Source organism: Desulfoplanes sp. (genome assembly GCF_054921335.1).
This window is the reverse complement of sequence record NZ_JBUDSQ010000031.1, coordinates 13,641-32,665: the sequence shown is the minus strand read 5'-3', so window position 1 is coordinate 32,665 and position 19,025 is coordinate 13,641. Positions and strand designations below refer to the sequence as shown.

The 19,025-nt window shown below is 51.6% G+C and carries 17 protein-coding genes; 11 read left to right on the top strand and 6 right to left on the bottom strand.

Annotated elements, in window-relative coordinates:
• Positions 1–661 precede the first annotated feature (661 nt).
• The 11 genes from ACY692_RS08535 (at position 662) to ACY692_RS08485 (ending at position 12,587) form a co-directional block, all read left to right on the top strand.
• On the top strand, positions 662–1,615 hold the full coding sequence (locus ACY692_RS08535) for a tetratricopeptide repeat protein (protein WP_462324931.1): 954 nt from the start codon (positions 662–664) through the stop codon (positions 1,613–1,615).
• A 149-nt stretch (positions 1,616–1,764) separates the two neighbouring features.
• Positions 1,765–2,958 carry a hypothetical protein gene (locus ACY692_RS08530; protein ID WP_462324930.1) on the top strand — a complete coding sequence of 398 codons (1,194 nt, stop codon included), beginning with the start codon at positions 1,765–1,767 and terminating at the stop codon, positions 2,956–2,958.
• Positions 2,959–3,062: 104 nt separating this feature from the next.
• Complete coding sequence (locus ACY692_RS08525; RefSeq protein WP_462324929.1) at positions 3,063–3,635, top strand: hypothetical protein; 573 nt, start codon at positions 3,063–3,065, stop codon at positions 3,633–3,635.
• A gap of 289 nt (positions 3,636–3,924) precedes the next feature.
• Positions 3,925–4,275 carry a TraR/DksA family transcriptional regulator gene (locus ACY692_RS08520; protein ID WP_462324928.1) on the top strand — a complete coding sequence of 117 codons (351 nt, stop codon included), beginning with the start codon at positions 3,925–3,927 and terminating at the stop codon, positions 4,273–4,275.
• Between the two features lie 265 nt (positions 4,276–4,540).
• A complete protein-coding gene (locus ACY692_RS08515) occupies positions 4,541–5,599 on the top strand; it encodes a lysylphosphatidylglycerol synthase transmembrane domain-containing protein (protein ID WP_462324927.1) in 1,059 nt (352 codons plus the stop codon).
• Position 5,600: 1 nt separating this feature from the next.
• Positions 5,601–7,859, top strand: coding sequence for a glycosyltransferase (locus ACY692_RS08510; protein ID WP_462324926.1), 2,259 nt, complete (start codon positions 5,601–5,603; stop codon positions 7,857–7,859).
• 84 nt (positions 7,860–7,943) lie between these two features.
• On the top strand, positions 7,944–8,825 hold the full coding sequence (locus ACY692_RS08505; protein WP_462324925.1) for a DUF2156 domain-containing protein: 882 nt from the start codon (positions 7,944–7,946) through the stop codon (positions 8,823–8,825).
• Positions 8,826–8,985: 160 nt separating this feature from the next.
• On the top strand, positions 8,986–9,462 hold the full coding sequence (locus ACY692_RS08500; protein WP_462324924.1) for a hypothetical protein: 477 nt from the start codon (positions 8,986–8,988) through the stop codon (positions 9,460–9,462).
• Positions 9,463–9,572: 110 nt separating this feature from the next.
• The gene (locus tag ACY692_RS08495; protein ID WP_462324923.1) at positions 9,573–10,514 is read left to right on the top strand and encodes a universal stress protein; all 942 of its coding nucleotides are present in this window, start codon (positions 9,573–9,575) and stop codon (positions 10,512–10,514) included.
• Between the two features lie 7 nt (positions 10,515–10,521).
• Positions 10,522–11,250, top strand: a complete 729-nt coding sequence (locus ACY692_RS08490) for a metallophosphoesterase family protein (protein ID WP_462324922.1) — start codon at positions 10,522–10,524, stop codon at positions 11,248–11,250.
• Positions 11,247–12,587 carry a protein kinase domain-containing protein gene (locus ACY692_RS08485; protein ID WP_462324921.1) on the top strand — a complete coding sequence of 447 codons (1,341 nt, stop codon included), beginning with the start codon at positions 11,247–11,249 and terminating at the stop codon, positions 12,585–12,587. The genes ACY692_RS08490 and ACY692_RS08485 overlap by 4 nt, the downstream gene beginning before the upstream one ends.
• A gap of 124 nt (positions 12,588–12,711) precedes the next feature.
• Here ACY692_RS08485 and ACY692_RS08480 read toward each other — a convergent pair whose 3' ends face one another.
• The 6 genes from ACY692_RS08480 to ACY692_RS08455 form a co-directional block, all read right to left on the bottom strand.
• Positions 12,712–13,065, bottom strand: a complete 354-nt coding sequence (locus tag ACY692_RS08480; protein WP_462324920.1) for a rhodanese-like domain-containing protein — start codon at positions 13,063–13,065, stop codon at positions 12,712–12,714.
• 127 nt (positions 13,066–13,192) lie between these two features.
• Positions 13,193–14,299 carry a hypothetical protein gene (locus ACY692_RS08475; protein WP_462324919.1) on the bottom strand — a complete coding sequence of 369 codons (1,107 nt, stop codon included), beginning with the start codon at positions 14,297–14,299 and terminating at the stop codon, positions 13,193–13,195.
• Between the two features lie 18 nt (positions 14,300–14,317).
• A complete protein-coding gene (locus ACY692_RS08470) occupies positions 14,318–14,527 on the bottom strand; it encodes a hypothetical protein (RefSeq protein WP_462324918.1) in 210 nt (69 codons plus the stop codon).
• A 1,034-nt stretch (positions 14,528–15,561) separates the two neighbouring features.
• On the bottom strand, positions 15,562–16,833 hold the full coding sequence (locus ACY692_RS08465) for a cation:proton antiporter (RefSeq protein WP_462324917.1): 1,272 nt from the start codon (positions 16,831–16,833) through the stop codon (positions 15,562–15,564).
• A 151-nt stretch (positions 16,834–16,984) separates the two neighbouring features.
• Entirely contained in the window at positions 16,985–18,130 is a 1,146-nt protein-coding gene (gene icd, locus ACY692_RS08460; RefSeq protein ID WP_462324916.1) for an NADP-dependent isocitrate dehydrogenase, read from the bottom strand.
• A 50-nt stretch (positions 18,131–18,180) separates the two neighbouring features.
• On the bottom strand, positions 18,181–18,657 hold the full coding sequence (locus ACY692_RS08455) for a chemotaxis protein CheX (RefSeq protein WP_462324915.1): 477 nt from the start codon (positions 18,655–18,657) through the stop codon (positions 18,181–18,183).
• Positions 18,658–19,025: the final 368 nt, after the last annotated feature.

Below are 19,025 nucleotides of genomic sequence, written 5' to 3'. Positions count from 1 at the left end.
AAAAAAGTCTCAGGGTCTGTTTTTTTTTGCGCAACAAATGGAGGCGTTACGCTCGCATCGTCTACCTGCCAGGTACTCGTCATGGATGACATGCAAGTGCTCGCGTGCCTTGGCAATCAAGGAAGGTACTCCGAACCAACTGTCCATGAAAACATATTTGGCATTGATTCCGGCACGTAATGCCCTCTCAAGCATGGGGGTAATTAGATCTGTAGCTTTGGTCACAGTCTCCTGTCGCCGTCTGGCGCCGTACGTTCTCTTATCCAACTGTTTATCAGCCTCTTGGTATCGATTTTTTTTCTCTCGATGAAAGTAGTGCGAAATCAAGCGGTAACAGTGTCGATCCGTAAAACAAATTTTGTAACAATCTGATTTTACTTAAACCTTTCATCTTAAACCTTAAACCTGCCTGCAAAAATGTATTCTTTGCAGGCACATCCGAAAGTCGAGTATCCATTCTGACTGACGCCATCACGCTTTTTTGTAATCCCCCCATTGTCCCGGCCGTCTCATCCACGGCGAAAGCCGGAATGTTGATGGCCGAGGATGTGGGTCTAGAAAGCTGGATATTGCATAACTTGTTAAATTTCTATAGAAAAGATTCTTTTTGGTGGGTTGGGAGCAGATCAATGTATTGAGATGGTGTACAAGGAGGAGTTTAATGTTGAAGAAGCACTTGTTGGTCGTATTTCTATTGTTGTTGGGGGGGTGCGTTTCTGGGCACGGTATTTCCTCCTGTGGAAAAGGTATTACAGTAAAGACATTACGTCCTCCGGAGATCAACGAGGCTGAAAAGTGGGGGGACATTTCCATGGTCATGGTAGAAGTCACAACGTCTCCGGATATAACACAAGCATACAATGCCATTATAAAAGAAAAAGCAAAAATAGTATTGGCCGATACACCATATCTGACAATCCGTGAAATGGTCGATGAATCAGCCAAAAAAGGCGTTACCGAGATCGAGGCAGCTCACCATTTCTTGAAATTCAATGTCGATCTGCTTGATATCCAAGGCAGCCAAAACAGAGTCGATATCGAAATCGGTATGGTAGCCCATTTGCAAAAACTCAGGGGAGATAGCTACTTTGAATGTGGCGTCAAAGATAGCGTGGATCACTATACATGGCAGGGGGATAATTTGCCCCCAGAAGATTGTATGGTCAGAGAGGCCTTGGGACGATGTCTTGCGAGCCTCATCCGTCAAATATCTCCAAAAGAAGTCTGTGTTTATCGCCCCCTCAAGTCTGGGGGCAACGTGTGCAGTCGGGTAGCCAATCTTTTGGATAGCGATAATTGTGATCTTGCCAGAGATCTGGCGCTGGAAGAGCTGGCATCTGATCCCGACAACGAAAGCCTTTTGTACAATCTGGGGGTCGCGTATGAATGCCTGGCATCAAAATCTCATAAACAGGAAAAAAAGGTCGAATTCCTCGAGGATGCAGAAGAGGTTTACAATAAATATTTGATGCTGGATGCACAAGACGAAGATGTCCAAACAGCAAGACATGAAGTCAAGGAAAGTTTATCCATATACCAAGTAGCTCGCGACAAACAATCCCGTGCGCAATCCGGATTGTCTGATGAGAGTACGGATGGAATAAAAATCTATTAAATTTTAAGGAGAGTTTGATGATGTTTTTGAGAAAGGAATGCGTTTTGGTGGCTTTTATTTTTTTGCTTTCTGGTTGTATGGGGTCGCTTACGGATACCCAATCATTTTCAAACGCCGCTTCCGGGGCCGCTACCCGGTCCCAGTCGGGTATGGCGGAAAACCCATTGCGTGGGGTTGAACTCGACCTGGCATACATTGATATCATGGCCAGTACGCTGAGAACCAATCATCTTTTTTTGAACATGCCATTATCAGCCCAGACCACATGGCCCGAAGAGCTGGATGCCGATACCGTGGATACTGATGACTATGACGAAGAACTCGAAAGGGAGCTGGCTGAGAATTTTTCCTTTTTTGAATATTATGGCGATATGTCCTATTCTGATTTTTTTTCAGCCAAAGCCGCTGCGGATCGTGCATTGATCGAAACGATCGAATACACCTCGCTCAATCTGATGCACCAGCGACGCGTCATCAAATACGAAAAGGCGGAACAGAAACAACCCATATGCACAGAGCTGTGCGAACCCCTTGAAGTGGTCATTCTGGACAATTTTGTAAATGGTGACGGTGTGTGTTGGATAAGTTCACCTGTTGGCTGCAATTGTCTGAGAAGGATCAAGGCCGAAGGCAAACTATATAACGATTTTGAGGAAGCGTTTGTATCGCTGCTCGATGAGCGTCTTGTACGAGGATATGAAGAGGCTGAAAATGAATACCAGAATCAGGTCAGTAAAAGATCCAAACTCGAGCTGGAGCAAAAAGAGCTTGAGTTGAAATTAGAAAAACTCAAGGATGCACAGAGTGGTCTCCAGGAACAAAAAAATATCGAAAGCGAATTGGCCGCTCTTGATATCAATATCAAAAAGTGTGACGCTCGGGTGGATAATGCCTTGATGGCGTACGAGGAATTATTGGAAAAGGCACAGGGTATGGTTGTCATCACCCCCGACAAGGTGAAACTCGCAGAAAAAATGTATCATGTTGCAGATGCTGTCTCGGACAATTTGTCCAAAGCCGTGGTTTCCATACCGGCAGTGACAGGCAAGGCGGTTGTCGATGCCATGTATTTGACCAGCCACCTGGGCCAGTTTCCCCAAATCGCCAAGGTAATGGCTATGGAAGTCACCCAAAAGGCTCAAGCTGAAAACAAAGACCCCATGGAGATCGCCCAGAAACGTCTCGAACTCATCGGTTCCCGTGGAGTCCACTTCATCCCCGATATCATCACCATCAGTTCCGAAGTATATGCCCAGTACAATCTGTACAATCCCAAAAAAGATTATCTTGCAAAACTGGTTGAAGAAGGTGGTGGAACCGTAGAAGAGAGCGGTTGGTTTTAGTCAGTATCCACCAATGAAGAGCGCCCCACATATCTTTGATCGGTAGATATATGGGGCGCTCTTGATATGTTGACCTGTCATGTACGGGATAAGGACTTGTTACCATGTATAATTGCAAATATATAGTATTACTGTTGTTTTATCTATTGTTCCTGCCATATGCATCGTTTGCATCCGAACCTGTTTTTATCGGACTGAGTACTGCTAATGCAAATATCCTGGGAAGTAAGGCCGATTCTTCTGCACTGCAAGGACTGACCCGAGCATTTTTAATGAACAGAAGCTTCAATGTTCTTTCTCCAGAGGTCGTACAGGCAACGAGCAGTGATGTCCGCAATAGCGTTTTTAAAGGATTGGACAGCTCGTCACTTTCCAAGCTCACGAAGAAACACGGAATAGACCTCCTCCTGGCCTACAAGCCTGTTCTCAAAATACAGAGAACAAACGGGAGTCAGGATGTGGCGACAATTGTCCTGACTGCCAAATTGATTGATTGCCGGGACGGCTCGGCCGTTCAGGAAAAAACAGGTGAATGGACATTCACCATTTCATCAAAAAATACAGATCCCGCAAACAGCCTCATCGTGAGCAAGGCTATGCGCAAACTAGGAAACGCCCTTGGTCAGGCCATGGTGGATACAAAGGAAGTTGTCATGCTCTTCTTGCGGTTCGGATGATGGCGCGAAAACGGAAGGTAGCATCTTTTTGGAGCTGTGATCCTTCGTCTTCACCCGTTTTGTCGAACGTTTCGGCCGTGCTCTTCCATGTGGATCAGCATCTTTTCGGCCCTGGTCCGGGGCTTGTGCATCTGAAATGAACCCGTTATCCTGACAAAAATCAAGCGCCATCGGCTGCCAAGACCTTTGGCGGCACGCAGGTACGATCGTGCTGCTGCAACCAGGGTGAGACCATTCGAGGCATCCGCCGTCACTCCGCAACCATCCCGTATCAGACAGGCATAAAAACATGACGCCAGAACACATTGAACACTTTCGTACCCTGTTGCAAACCCACCGGCAGGAACTGCAGGCGAATATAGACACGGCCGAAGAGTCCACCAGGCCCGTCACGCTGGATCAGGCCACCTTTGGCCGCCTTTCACGCATGGACGCCATGCAGAGCCAGACCATGGCCGTTGAAACAGCGCGTCGTTGGGAAATGCAGTTGCAACGCATTGACTCAGCGTTAGCACGCGTGAAAAATGGCACCTACGGTCTGTGCTTCGAGTGCGACGAAGAGATCGCGTTCAAACGCCTCGAAGCCGATCCGGCTGCCACGTTGTGCATCGAGTGCGCCTCTATGCAGGAAAATAGCTAAAATAGGATACAGGGTTCGAATTCCTCCCGGCAACGCAAAAGGCATTTTTTTTTACCCGTGGTATTGTTTGTAAGATGTGTTTGCAAAAAAAAATTTGCAGGCATAGATACGGATTGAGTTGAAAGGTTTAAGTAAAATCAGGTCGTTATAAAATATTGTTTTGAGCTTGAAGCCTGATTTTCGACTTTTTGCAGGAGCATCGTATAATAATAACCATCACCAACCATCCTTTTACGGACAACGTTGCGGGGGGAGAGGCATAACCGTGGAGACGCAGCATCCAACCACCGCACAAGGGGCTTTGCGCATGGCCGCCGGTCTCAAATGGCTCCTGTCCGCCCTCGTGTTTCTCGGGCTCAGCTGCGGGGTTCCCTATCTCATATATGAGCGGATCGGTGCCGAGACCCCCTCCCTGCTCCCCCGGGTGATCCATCCTACCGTCTTTCCGGGGATAGCCGGTCTCCTGGCCGTCTATTTTGTGAGTGATGCCCTGCGCCTGTACTATGTGTTCAAGGTCGCCGGATACCGTCTGGACGCCGGGAGCGTGGCCAAACTCACCTTCATGAACATCCTTTTCTCCAATGTCACGCCCATGGCCACGGGGGGGGGATTCGTCCAGGTCTGGTATCTCAGTAAAAAAGGGGTTCCCATCGGTACGGCAACCGCCGCCACGACCATCCGGACCGCTATCGCCATGTTGCTCATCTTCCTGCCGATCCCCCTGCTCGTGGCCGTGCTGCCCAATTTCCGCGGGGGCGGGGTCATGGGAGGGGCCGGATGGGCGCTTGGCTGCGTGGCCATGGGCTATCTGTTTTTTTTTCTGGTTATCCTCTTCCGCATCAAATGGCTCCTGGGGCTCATGGATCTGTTTGCCAAAGGCCTGGTCGGGTCGCACATTGTCGGTACGGATCGAATGCAGCGCGTCAAACGCAAATGGCTCAGGGAGTCGGTCCGGTTCTCCCACTGCCTCACGATCTATTTTCGCGGTGAGCGCAGGGCCGTTTTCCTGTCTGTTTTCTTCACCATAGTTTTTTTGCTCTCCCTTTTCTCCTTCCCCTATCTCCTGCTTGTGGGAGCGGGCTATCACCCCGACTATCTCACGACAACGGGTCTTTTGACCGTTTCCACCTGCATCATGTATTTCGCCCCCTCACCGGGCGGGGCCGGTTTTGCCGAGGGCGTTTTTGGTCTCTTCTTTGCCTCCATGATCGATCCATCCGATCTTGTGGGCATCATGATCATGTGGCGCTTTTTGACTATCTATCTGGGCATGCTCATCGGCATCCCCGTGACCCTGCACGAGCTGGTCCCGAGGAGGGGATGAGATGATGCGCTCCCCATGGTGGCGACTGCTTTTTTATCTGAACGTGACTATCCTATTGCTGGTGATCTTCTACAAGATCTACCTCAATGTTTTCGAGCAGGACTACGAGGCGGTCCACGCCGATCAGGTCGAAACGATCGAGTCACTCCTTGACGGGGGCGATACGTTCAGTTTCGCCGTTGTCGGGAACATCAACAACTCCGTTGGAATCTTTGAACGTAAGATCATCCCCAAACTGAATGCCAGCGACGTCGCCTTTGTGGTTTTTGCGGGAAACGCGGTCAGCGGAGGTGGGGAGGACAAATACCGCGCCCTGCATCGAACCCTTGAGCATCTTGAAAAACCCTATCTACTCACCTTTGGGGACAACGAATACGACACCTTTGGCGGATTCAGGTATTATGACCACTACGGACCGTACATCTATTCCTTTTCCGCCGCGAATACCCGATTTGTCTTTCTGGACAGCTCCGGGAAGACATCCTTCCAATGGCAGGCCCGCTGGCTGGAGGAAGAGCTCGACGTCGCACCCAACGATAATGTCATCGTCTTTACCGGCCACCCCCTTTTATCGGTGGATAAAAAAGGAATCTTTGATCTGGACACAGACTATCTGGCGGACAAAGAATTCCGCGATCTACTGATGCCCCTCCTCGAAGACCCCAGGGTGAAGGCGGTTTTTTCGTCCAATCTCCCCCTCTTTTCCGTCCAAGAATCAGGGAACACCCGGTTTGTGGTCACTGGAGGGGGGGGCGGTCTGATCATGAATACCGACCGGAGTTTCTACCATTACGTGAAGGTGCATGTACGTGGGGACCAGGTCCATATCGAGCCGGTCAGATTATCCATCGGTCAGCACCGGTTTTTCCGGACTGTCGAAAGCCTCTGGTTCTTCATCCATTCGCTCTTTTACGTCGGGTATCTCAACTATCTGCTCGTGGTTTGCTGCCTGATCGTGAGCGCCTACTGGCTCCATTCCCTCTTTCTCCGGGAACGCGACTATTACCCTGACTACAGTCAGCCCGCAGACCCCCACCTCGGCCGGCCGATCCGGGTGGCCATGTTCACCAACAATTATCTCCCCTTTATCGGAGGGGTACCCATTGCCATCCATCGTCTGGCCGCAGTTCTCAAAAAGCTGGGACACGCGGTTCTGATCGTTGCGCCCAGGTACGAACAAAAGAGCCCGACCGAACACGAGCGGGACGTTTTCCGGCTTCCCTGCTTCACCCGCCCCACGGCTGACAAGGGTGTTGTCGTGCCAAACATCTTTTCCCTGGCCGCGCTTAAAAAAATACGCACCTTTTCCCCGGAGATCATCCATATCCACCACCCCTTCTGGATGGGAACCCTGGGACTCTGGATCGCCCGGCGTCTGAAGATCCCCGCCGTGTACACCTATCATACCCGGCTTGAGTACTATTCTTATGCCGTGCCCCTGCCCAAAACCCTGTTCCGCAATTTTCTCGCCCATGCCCTTGTTCGGCGGATCGGTAACCGGTGTGACGCCGTTGTCGTTCCTACCGAGGCCTCCGAGCACTATCTGCGCATGATTGGGGTCAAGACCTCTATTTTCGTAGTCCCCACCGGCATCGAGACGGACCGATTCGGACCATACCCAAAAACAGAGCGTGTAGATTTGCGTGCCCGGCTGGGAATAAAAAACCATGAGCTCGTCCTGGTGAGTGCCTCGAGACTCAGTGTGGAAAAAAACATCGATTTTCTTTTGCAGGCCATCGATCAACTCGCCCGGGACTGCCCGAAACAATTCAAGCTTGTTCTGATTGGTGAAGGACCGGAAAAAACACGGCTCGCAAGGGTTGCCACACAATCCGGGCTGCAGGATACGATCATCTTTGCCGGCTCGGTGAGCCCCGAGCGGATGCCCCTGTACTATACTCTCGGAGATGTCTTCGTCTTTGCCTCGACCTCGGAAACCCAGGGCATGGTCATCCTCGAGGCCATGGCCGGCGGGATGCCCGTGGTGGCCGTGCGGGCGAGTGGGATTGATGATTTTGTCATAAACGGCGTCACTGGGTTCAAAACCACCGAACACAGGAACGTGTGGGCGAAAAAGGTCAGGATCCTGCTCGAAGACGACCGCCTGCGCCAGCAGATGTCGGCCCATGCGGCATCTCTTGCGGAAAAATATGGGATGGACACCTTTGGTGTACGCATGGAGCGGGTCTATGCCCACGTCCTGAATGCGGGAAAAACGTCAAAAAACCGCGACGCAAGCGACGAAGGCGCAACCAGGTAAACGCGCTCTTTGTTTGTATCAAAGCCCGATGCAAAATCCATATACTGAAAACGGCTCCTGCCAAACCCCGATGAGGTCCCAGCCTTGAACCTGCATTTTTCTCCCGTTTCTCTGGACAAACAATCCGACTATCTTGAACTGCTGGCTAGCTGCCCACAGATCACCTCCGACTACAGCTTTATCAATCTTTGGGGCTGGCAGGAAGAGTATGGTCTTTCCTGGGCTTTTACCCCTGAAGCGGTCTTTATCATGCAACAATATCCGTATCCCTGTTTATGGGCCCCCATAGGGAATTGGGAAACCATGGACCGGTCATCTCTCAGGAAGGTTGTGGCCAAGTATGCGAGAATGACCAGGGTTCCTGAGCGGTTCAAGGACATGCTCGCTTCCTCTGGACAAGGGATCAGGGTTGACGAGGACAGGGGGCAGTGGGACTATCTCTATTCCATCCCGGAACTCATTGAACTCGCGGGCCGGAAGTATCACAAAAAAAAGAATCTGGTGAACCAGTTTGTCAAGAATCACGACTACGAATATGTAGCCCTGGCCTCCGGGGAGATCGAAATGGCCCTGACCCTGCAAACGGAGTGGTTCCTGTGGAAAAATGCGGAATCCGATTCCACCCTGGACAAGGAGAACCGGGCTATCGTCAAGGTCATGCGCGATTGGGATCGTTTGGACAACATTCTGGGGGCCGGGATCGTGGTTGACGGAAAAATGGTCGCCTATACCATTGCGGAACACGCTCCCAATGACCAGATGATCATCCATTTCGAAAAGGGGTGCCCCAACTACAAAGGCATCTATCAGGCCATGAACCGGCTCTTTCTCAAACACTCGTGTTGCGATAGGTCCATAGTCAACCGGGAGCAGGATTTGAATGATCCGGGACTACGCAAGGCCAAAGAGTCGTATCATCCCTCAGGGTTCATGAAGAAGTACGGGATAGACATTTTTACGCTTTAGGTGTTAGATTTTGGGCCGTCCGGGCCGATGCCCTAAAAGCAAAAAGCCCATGTTGTATCCGGTATTGATGGCCATACTTTACTCAGTTTTTTTGGTACACTGCGTATCTTGAGCTGTGTATTCCTTCCTTCGTCCTCTATCTCTCCAAGGCTACAAAACCATGCGCATCATCGTTATTCTGATCCTTCTTCTTCTCGTTGCGGTCTTTTTAAAACCTTCAAAGCTGAAAAAATTTTTTCTTGTCTACGGGGTGAGTATTGGAATCATCGGGCTGCTCGTTTATGGGGGCAACAAGTATCTGCATACGCGGGCGGCCTCGACGATCGCTCCTTCCCAGATAGCTCTCGAGGGATTCCGGCTGGATACGACATTGCAACTCTTCCTCAAGGGGAAGATCGTCAACCACGCTCCCAGGGAAACGGTCAAGGAACTGACCCTGCGTTTGACCGTTTACCGCCAACCGGAAGAGACCAATGGGACCGGCATCCTGGGCACGCAAGAATTCACGGTGGTGGCCAGGATACACCCCGGGGAACACAAGAACATCATCCAAAAGGTATCCATCCCGGGCCTGGAGCCGGAAAAATCACCCCGATGGGATCTTGGAGTCTTATCTGTGAAAACGGCCCTGTGGTAGTATAAAATTTATACAATTTCTAAGTGGTCCATACCCCGTAACTCCAATGGTGCACAATGGACCGTAAAGGAGCGTCCCAGCCACCCCATGGCAAAGCAAACGGAGTAGATATGAAACGGTTCACGAACATCCTTCTCGTTCTCACGGAGAATGACGACGAAAAGATTCTGGAACGGGCTACATCCATCATCAGAGCGAACCGGGGACGGTTGACCTTGGTACGGGTACTCCCCAAGGTTCCGGACAGGGTTTTCGCCCGACTGAACGCAAGTTATCGTATCGACATCAACGAACTTGCGGCCGTCGAGTTCCAGAATTCAATGAACACCATTCTGGATCCTCTCAAAAAGGAAGGGCTCGATGTCCAGGGGAGATTTTTGTTCGGTTCCCCGTTTTTGGAACTTATCCGCCAGGTCTTGCGCGCAGACCACGATCTGGTAATGACGACCGCCGAGGAGGATGGGTTCGCCCGGACTGCTCTGTATGGGAGCACGACCATGCATTTGTTGCGTAAATGTCCCTGTCCGGTATGGGTCGAAAAATCGACAAGACCACGGATTTGTTCCAAAATAATGGCCGCGGTGGATCCTGACCCGGTGGATGAAACCCGGCATGGGCTCAACTCCAAGATATTGGATCTTTCAGCATCCATTGCCCACGAAGAAAAAAGTGAGCTGCATGTCATCCACTGCTGGAGACTGCCCATGGAAGGAACGTTACGGGGCCGACAGGAATTCGCCAACGAGACCGTGGACAGTCTGGTTGTGGAGATGCGTGACGAGCACAAGAAACGATTGCAGACGGTTCTGGACGATCAGGACCTCCGGGGTATCGAGCCCCGTATCCACCTCATCAAGGGAAAGGCCGGGAACCTGATTCCCAAAAAGGCCGTCGAAGAGAACATCGATCTGGTAGTCATGGGAACGGTCTGCCGGACCGGAGTCGCCGGTTTTTTCATCGGCAACACCGCGGAAAAAGTTCTCCAGGAAATCGACTGCTCGGTCCTGGCCATCAAGCCCAAAGGGTTCAAGACACCGGTGACCCTGGAGTAATCAAACCATGCCGTTGGCTGTCATCTCTGATATCCACGCCAACCTCGAGGCGCTGGAGGCGGTGCTTGCGGACATTGACGGACGTGGGATTGCCCGGATTGTCTGTTTGGGCGATCTGGTAGGGTATGGTCCCAATCCCGAAGAGGTCGTCCGGTTGTTCCGTAATCGATCCATCCCCTCGGTTGTGGGCAACCATGAAATGGGTGTGCTCCACGACCGCTCCCTGTCCTGGTTCAACCCCAAGACCAGGGCAAATGTACTGCGCATGCGGGAGATGCTTTCTCGGGAATCCAAGGATTTTCTGGCCACCCTTCCCAGAAATCTGATTGTGGACGACGGCCTTTTTGTCCACGGTTTTCCTCCAAAATCTCCATTCGTGTATCTTTACCAGATGTCTGGTGAAACACTTGCCAAACGGTTGGCCGGGCTGAGCCACAGTCCTGCCTTTGTCGGCCATACCCATGAACTCGTTTTGGAAGGACTGAACAACGGCAACGTCGAATCCAGCATTCTCGGAGAGGGGAAATTTGCGCTGGACTATGAGAAATGCATTGTCAACGTGGGCAGCGTGGGACAACCACGCGACAGGGACCGGAACGCCAAGTACGTCGTATGGGACAAAAAAGGAAACACTATCGGGGTCTACCGTGTTCCCTATGATGCCGACAAGACAGTGGCCAAGATAAAGGAACTGGGATTCCCGGATTTTTATGGGGAGCGTCTTTTATTGTCATGAAATACATCGGAAATTATCAAATCCTCGGTCTGCTGGGCCGTGGCGGCATGGGCCGAGTATTCAAGGTCCTCCGGCCCGAACTCGGCAAGATCATGGCCCTCAAGTTGTTGGACCCCAACGATATGCTTGAAGACCTCATGGGAAAAGAGGAGGTAGAACGCCAATTCACCCATGAGGCGAGAATAATGGGGCATCTTTCCCATCCGACTATTGCTTCTGTGTGGGACACGGGCCGCGACCACAGGGGTCGTCTGTTCATGGTCATGGAGTATTTTTGTCAGAACCTGGGAACGGTCATCGGGGAAACCTATAGGGTGGAAGAGCCGAGTAGACCTCTGGGGCCTTCGCGGGTGTTCCGGTACGGCCGGGACATACTCGGTGCTCTGGCCAGACTCCACCATGCCGGGATAATCCACAGGGACATCAAACCGTTCAATATGATGATCACCGGCCAGGACAGGATAAAACTCATCGATTTCGGATTGTCCAGGCTCAGGGGAGAGCGCCGACACGGGGGGCCGTCCAATCTTAAAATCGGATCCCCCTACTACACCGCTCCCGAGCAGGAAGAGGATCCCGACAGGGCCGACCAACGCTCGGACATCTATTCTGCGGGCATGGTCATCTTCAGGATGCTCACCGGGCGATTGTTTCTTGACCCCAGAGACCGAAAGGTGACTGGACTTGTATTGGACAAGGAATGGAGCGGTTTTTTTGCCCGTTGCCTGCACCATGATCCTGCCAAACGGTTTTTCAAGATATCCGAGATGCAGAAGGAACTGGATCGGCTCCACCGGACATGGGAAGATAATCAGGAAGCTGTTTGCCGCCTGGTTGACGGACCCAAACCCATCAAAACTACCGACCATTACAAAAAAGTGCGCGCAACCCCGATCCGGACCGGACCCGTGACAGCGCAAAGGGCTTTCAATGTTGATGGACTCGCCCGTCCATTGCGCCATGTAACCAACCACTTCGATCCGGTTTCCAATGGGTGGAGGGATCGGGCGACCAATCTTGTCTGGTCGAGATCACCTTCACCTTTCTCGTTGACCTGGGACGAGGCCAACGAATATCTCAAGGACCGCAATCAGGACAGGACTCTACCGGACAATCCATGGAGGTTGCCGACCGTGGAAGAATTGATCTCCTTGATCCAGCCCAAAAACATTCCGGAAGACCTGTGCATGCCCGCTGTTTTCGATACGGACGGAAAGTGGTTCTGGTCCGCCGACACCCGAACCTTCACCGCGGCCTGGTTTGTCGATCTCGAGAACGGCTACGTCGCCAGCCAGGACAGGACCTGTCGCTTCCACGTCCTCATGGTCAGGACGTAGCACACCCCCTGTCCATTCCATACAACGAAAAAAAGGCACCGGAAACCCAGTGGGTTTCCGGTGCCTTTTTTTCGTTTGATCATGGCCGACAGGAATCACATGCCAAACCGGGCGGCAGAGCCACCTAGTCGATGGGGTACCCGGAAGTCAGCCAAGCCTTCCATCCACCATTCATGCTCAGTGCCTGGTCGTACCCCATCTCCTTGAGCGTTTTTGTGGCACAGCAGCTGCGTCCTCCGGACTTACAATAGACAACGATCCGGGCATCTTTGTTATCGGTCACTTTCTTGGCCATGTAGAATTCGATCAATCCCCGCTGGAGCAAAACCGCGCCAGGGATATGTCCCATCTTATACTCCTTGGCCGTCCGGCAATCCAGAAAAAGGCAGCCTCCCTTGTCAAGCATCTCCTTGGCATCCTGAACGGAGATCACCTTGATAACCTTCTTTGCTTCCTGCTTGTAGTCAGCAGCGGTCATGTCCTTTGCTAAGCACTGCCCACCCATAAAAAAAGCCAAACAAAGTCCAATCACAATCGCTAAACCATGTCTCTTCATCGTACTTCTCCTTACTAGATTGGTGTAACACGTGTACGTCTGGAATATACTACTCGTCTATTTCCGTGGGTATTGAAGCCAATGGCACGATGACGTCCATGTTGGCATCCAATTCCTGGGGGCTCACGTCATTTTTGATCAGAAAGAGTTCTTCATTGCCGTGACAATTGTTGCATTTTTTGTTTTGCGGGGTTTGACGTCTGATGTTGTGCGGGGTCGTCATTTTCCACGTGGGCAGGGAATCGAAACGGGTCAGGGCGTTGCCGCAGTAGTGGTCGAAACTATGTTTGTCCGCCGGAATATGGCGCACCGTCACATATAATTCCGGTCTTGCCGCGGACTGCAAAGGATTGAGGCCGATCTTGAATCCAAGGCTCGATTCCTTTGTTTCGAAATAGGCGACCCCCTTTTTGTCACAGGCCACATGGCAGCTATAGCAGTTTTTGTAAGGCATTGAGTGACAGACCTGACAGCTGACCAGGTCCTGGTGGGTTTCATGGGTTTCTAGGTTCGGTGCATCATCACCATAGATGTCCTGGTGACATTGCAAACATTTGGGGCCGTTTTCAACATGGTACCTGCTGCAACAACCATTTTCCTGGCCATGCATCTCACAGGCCGTATGGCATTTGCTGCACTTGAAATATTTCTGCTTATGTATATCACAAGGAATGTTCTCGTTCATGCCAAGGAATTCGTCGCCAATGCGACTGCCGTGACATGCCGTACAAACCTGTTGCATGGGCGGGCGTTTTTTGAACACGTGCCCTTCAAGCAACCCTCCTTTGACGGATTCGGGACGGCTCACGTGGCATTGTCCACAACTGCTGTGGCAGGACGCACAATGCTTCTCCCGCGCTTTTTCTATCTTTGAGCATATACTGCATTTCGGATCGCACCGTTTCTTGAGGGTTTTATGGATCGAGGCCAGATTCACATGGAGATTGCACCCATTGCGCTCGGTGATGTCATCATGGCAATCACCACAACTCTCCTCGGGGTCGGGAAACGTTGGGTCCTTTATGACATCAACATGGGCGGTCTTCCAATCGGGATTGTCAGGATCCCCGCCATGGCATTCTTGGCAACCGATCTGCCCATGGTTTTCGTCCTCAAGAAAGGCTTCATCCACATAGATTTTTTCGTGTGGAGCCAACTGCTCCACGGCGCCGCCTCACCCCTCTCCCTTGCTTTTAGCGTTTTCCTTAACCGGATTGTTCTTGTTGATTTCCCGTGTTATCTTGATCAACTTCACGGGACTCGTGTGGCAGAGGACACATTGACTCTGGGCTTCTGCGGTCTGTCCTTGTTGCTCGACAAGGATGAGGAGGCAAAGACATCCAGCCACGACAATCATTCCCAATGCCCACGTAGACATTTTCACGTCACCACTCCTTTTGTTTAGATATTGTAAACATGTTCAATCAGACCGAGATATATCAACCGATCTATGTCGTTCAGGACCGTTTTTTGACCGGTAAAATTTTAGATACAAAACTTTGTTCTATATCTAAAATTTCGTGTTATTTTATCCTTCCTACAAAAAAAAGCAAGTAATTTTCAAAAAAAAATCAATCAATCATTCTATAATTTGAGAGAAATACGTACACTCTTCGAAAAAATGATCCACTATTTCTCGATATCCAACACATAAAAATCTATTTTGAACAAGAGTATACTATATTTGTATGACAAAAATTATGAACTACATCGGTTTTTAATTGAAAAACGAACATGTAAGTACGAATGGTCACCGTTGTGGGGTTATAAAACTGGAACACAAGCGGAGGGATTGGGTCATAGAAAATGTATTACAGAGGGGGGCAGATGCTCCTGAAAAAAGTCGAAAATCGAGGTTCAAGCTCAAAAATAAATTTTGTAACAATCTGATTTTACTTAAAATTTTTAACTTAAAGCATAACCCTGCCTGCAAAAATCTATTTTTTTGCAGGCACATCGGGGCAGTCAGATTAGGGCAAAGGGAAGAAAAGAGGCCAAGCCGTTCGACGGGGAATGTGAACCCGTCAAGCTGGGGGGCGAATCCTCAAGGGAGAAAGGGGGCCGTCACGTCCAAAAGGTATGACAAGTGTGGTCCGCAAAGTCGAACATACCGTCCGGAATCTCTCCTCGGCGGCTGACGCGTTGGCGCGTCAGCCGCCGAGTTGGCCTGGAGCAGCCGGAGCCGGGATCGATCGGATTTGGTGAGGGGGGGGCAACATCAAAGGAGCAGATGAACGCGGCTATCTATGGGGGTGCCCGGAGCACTGAGAGAGGGGGGTATCGAACAAGTCGTTTTGGAGCGCAGATGTCAAAAAGGCAAGAATGTTGTCTCCTTGGAGCCCATCGTCCTTGTCGGCATCAAGCCCGCATAGGGGTGGCCAAAATGACCGGAACTGATTGAGCGGGGAGAGCGCTGTATCATTTGTGTACGGGCCAGGTGGCCGTTGGCACCTGGGAGGTCCGCCACAAGGTACAGAATTCCGCCTTTTCATCCGCTTGGCAGGCACGCATGACCGACCATTTGAGGGTCATGGGGGTAATAAGGGTGGTCACAAATCCCATGAGGACCAGGGCGGAGAACTGGGTCTGGGTCAGCAGGGGCGAGACAATCACCCCCGATGCCATGAGTTGCTTGCTCAAGGTGGTCACTACCGTGGCAATCACCAATTCGACCGCCCCCCTGCCATTCATCCCAAATCCTACAATGGCCGACTCCCAGGTGGAAAATCCGCATGCGGCCAATCCCAAGCCGCAGCCGAAAACCTTGCCCACCACCGCAACGGCCGTGATGGTCAGGGCAAAAACGAGAAACATCGGCTCCCAGGATAAAACGAGATGGAAAGAGAGGGAGGCCAGAAAAACAGGGATCAAAAACCCGTAGCTCAATCCAAAAAAACGGTCGAGCATGGACAAAAACAGATGATCGTCGCGGATGCCCCGGCGGAGAAACTGCCCGGCCAGGAAGGCACCTATGATCAGGTGGAGTCCGGCGATTTCGGCGAGATAGGCTAGAACCAGGGCGAGGATCATGGCAAAGGTGAAGGCGCGCCCTTCCCGGTCATGCAATGTGCGGGTGAACCTGGGCATGATAAAATAGCCGACGATAAAGGTGAGGACGAAGAAGACCGTCACCTTGACCATGATCACGAGAACGGCAAAGGGTTCAAACGTCCCCGTCTTGGCGATACCGCAGAGAACGGACAATGCGATCAGGGCAATGATATCGTCGGCAATGGCCGCTCCAATGATGATGTGGCCGAGTTTGGTCTGATTGATGCGCATGGAGTGGAGAATGACCATCTGCACGGCAATGGCGGTTATGGACACCCCCAGACCGGTAAAAAGGGACTGGAAGAGTGTCCCTTCGAAAAGTATGCATGCACCGAAACCAAGACCAAAGGGGAGAAAAAATCCGCCACAGGCAACGGCCAAAGACGGGCCGAGGTGTTCAAAGAGTTCCTGGGGATCCATCTCCATACCTGAATGGAACATGACAAAAAATATCCCAAGATCAGCTATGAATTCAATTGGTTGGGACGCATGTATCAAGCCGAGGACCGGGGGGCCGAGAACCACTCCGGCTACCAGTTGTCCAAGCATTCCGGGGAGGTTGAATCTCGAGAAGAGATATCCGAGCATCCAGCCGACACTTAGAATGAGCAAAATTTGCAAGATGAGCGCGTTGGTCATGAACCTTTCCCCCCGCTGATTTTTCATCGACACTACCCTAGAGTAGGAAAAGGGGCAACACACCAGGCCCTTTTGCGCGGTGGCCATAAAAAAACGTCCCCACCACCGGGATGGGGACGTCAAGAGAGCATTTGGTCGGGGCCGGAACGTTCTACAAGGCCTTTCCCACCAGATCACCGAATTCTGCACACCCTATCTGGGTCGCTCCTGGTATCTGGCCGGCCAGGTCGACGGTGACCCGTTTATCGCTGATGACCTTTTCCACGGCATCCCTGATACGATCACCGGCCGCATTCCATCCAATGTGGTCCAGGAGCATAGCTCCGGAAAGGATAAGACTCCCCGGATTGGCCAGATCCCGGCCGGCTATGGTTGGGGCCGTGCCGTGTGTCGGTTCGAAAAGGGCCAGACTATCTCCCATATTCACACCGGGAGCCAGGCCGAGTCCGCCAACCTGGGCGGCCAGCGCATCGGAAATATAGTCTCCGTTCAGATTGGTCGTGGCGAGGACATCGTATTCCGCCGGGCGCACAAGGACTTCCTGGAACATGGCATCGGCGATCCTGTCCTTTATCTCAAGTACTCCCCCCCCCATGGATTCCCCCTCTGGAAAGGTCGTTCCAGCAAATTCTTCAGCGGCCAGTTCGTACCCCCATTTGCGGAACGCTCCTTCGGTGTATTTCATGATATTTCCTTTGTGCACCAACGTGACGCTTTTGCGGCCCTGGTCGAGGGCGAAGCGGATGGCCCGACGCACGAGCCTCTTGGATCCCTTGGGGGTCATGGGTTTGATCCCCACCCCACAGGTCGGGTCCAGGGTGGTACCCAGGGTTTCCTGGAGAAAACCGATGAGCTTCTTTGCACCATCACTCTCGGATTCCCACTCGATACCCGCATACACGTCTTCGGTGTTCTCCCGAAAAATGACCATGTCCACGAGCTCCGGATGTTTGACCGGAGACTGGATGCCCTTGAAATACCGGACCGGTCGGATACATGCATACAGGTCGAGGCCTTGGCGCAGGGTCACGTTCAGACTGCGGAATCCCGAACCGACCGGGGTGGTCAGGGGCCCCTTCATGGCGTAGGGAGATCCTTGCAGACCCGTCAGGGTTTCTTTGGGCAGATACTCCCCGGATTCCCTCAGCCCCTTTTCTCCGGCCAGAAGTTCTACCCAATCGATGGCCCGTCCGTCCGGATATGCGGACCGCACCGCCGCATCGATAATCGGCCTGGCGGCCTGCCAGATTTCTGGACCGACACCATCACCTTCAATAAAATGTACCGTAACCGTCATTACACACTCCGTTGGGACCAGGCTCTATGATTTTTCAACCTATCCAAAAATTATCCAAAACAGATTTCAATGGTGATCGGACCAAACTCCGTTCCAAAGGGGATGGCCAAAACCGAGGCCGTGGAGACATGTTTGATCGTGTGTCCCGGACCGGTAACGACCGAAGGGATGGCTCCGGAATAGACCACACCATGATCGGCCATGCCCTTGCGGCCCTGGCCGCACACCATGTTGGTTATTTCGCCGACCGCATCCACAACATCCTGGTTCAATTCCGTAACATTCTCTCCGACCATCTTGCCGACGATCCCCAAGGCCGAACTGCTGGTGAAGGTCAGGGACATGGACCCCTTGCCCAGGCCGTTTGAATTGGACATACCGATGATTCCGGAGATGTCCCCTGTTGCCGGACCAGCTTTTTTGGTGAACGGTTTTCCAGGGGTGGCCTGCACCTGGGCCATGGTCCCCATGACCGAGACGACCGCTCCGGAGAATGTCGTTATGATTTGTTGGATTTTTTCCTTCATCACCCTATCCTTAAAGATCGATACGTTCCATCAATAACTCAGTGAAGGGGCTTGTCGTCAAAAGAGCCCAACTTGTCCGGAATAAAGAATACTCTCGTGCTCAATATTCGGTCGGATCAGACCGAATTATTAACAATGGAGCAAAACAGGGAGCAAAACAGGATCAGTTGCTACTTGATTTTTTTACAATTTTCCAGCCCCGTTTTTGTGGGCCAAAAAGCCAAAACCGGATTGCTTTTTTCTCTTCCTGCTGGTTTGATGTGCCTGCAAAAAGTATTTTTTGCAGGCTGTTTTAGGTTTTAGGTTATTAAGTTTTAAGTAAAAACAGATAGTTAGCTCTCATGATTTTTCGGGATTTGGCGACGGAG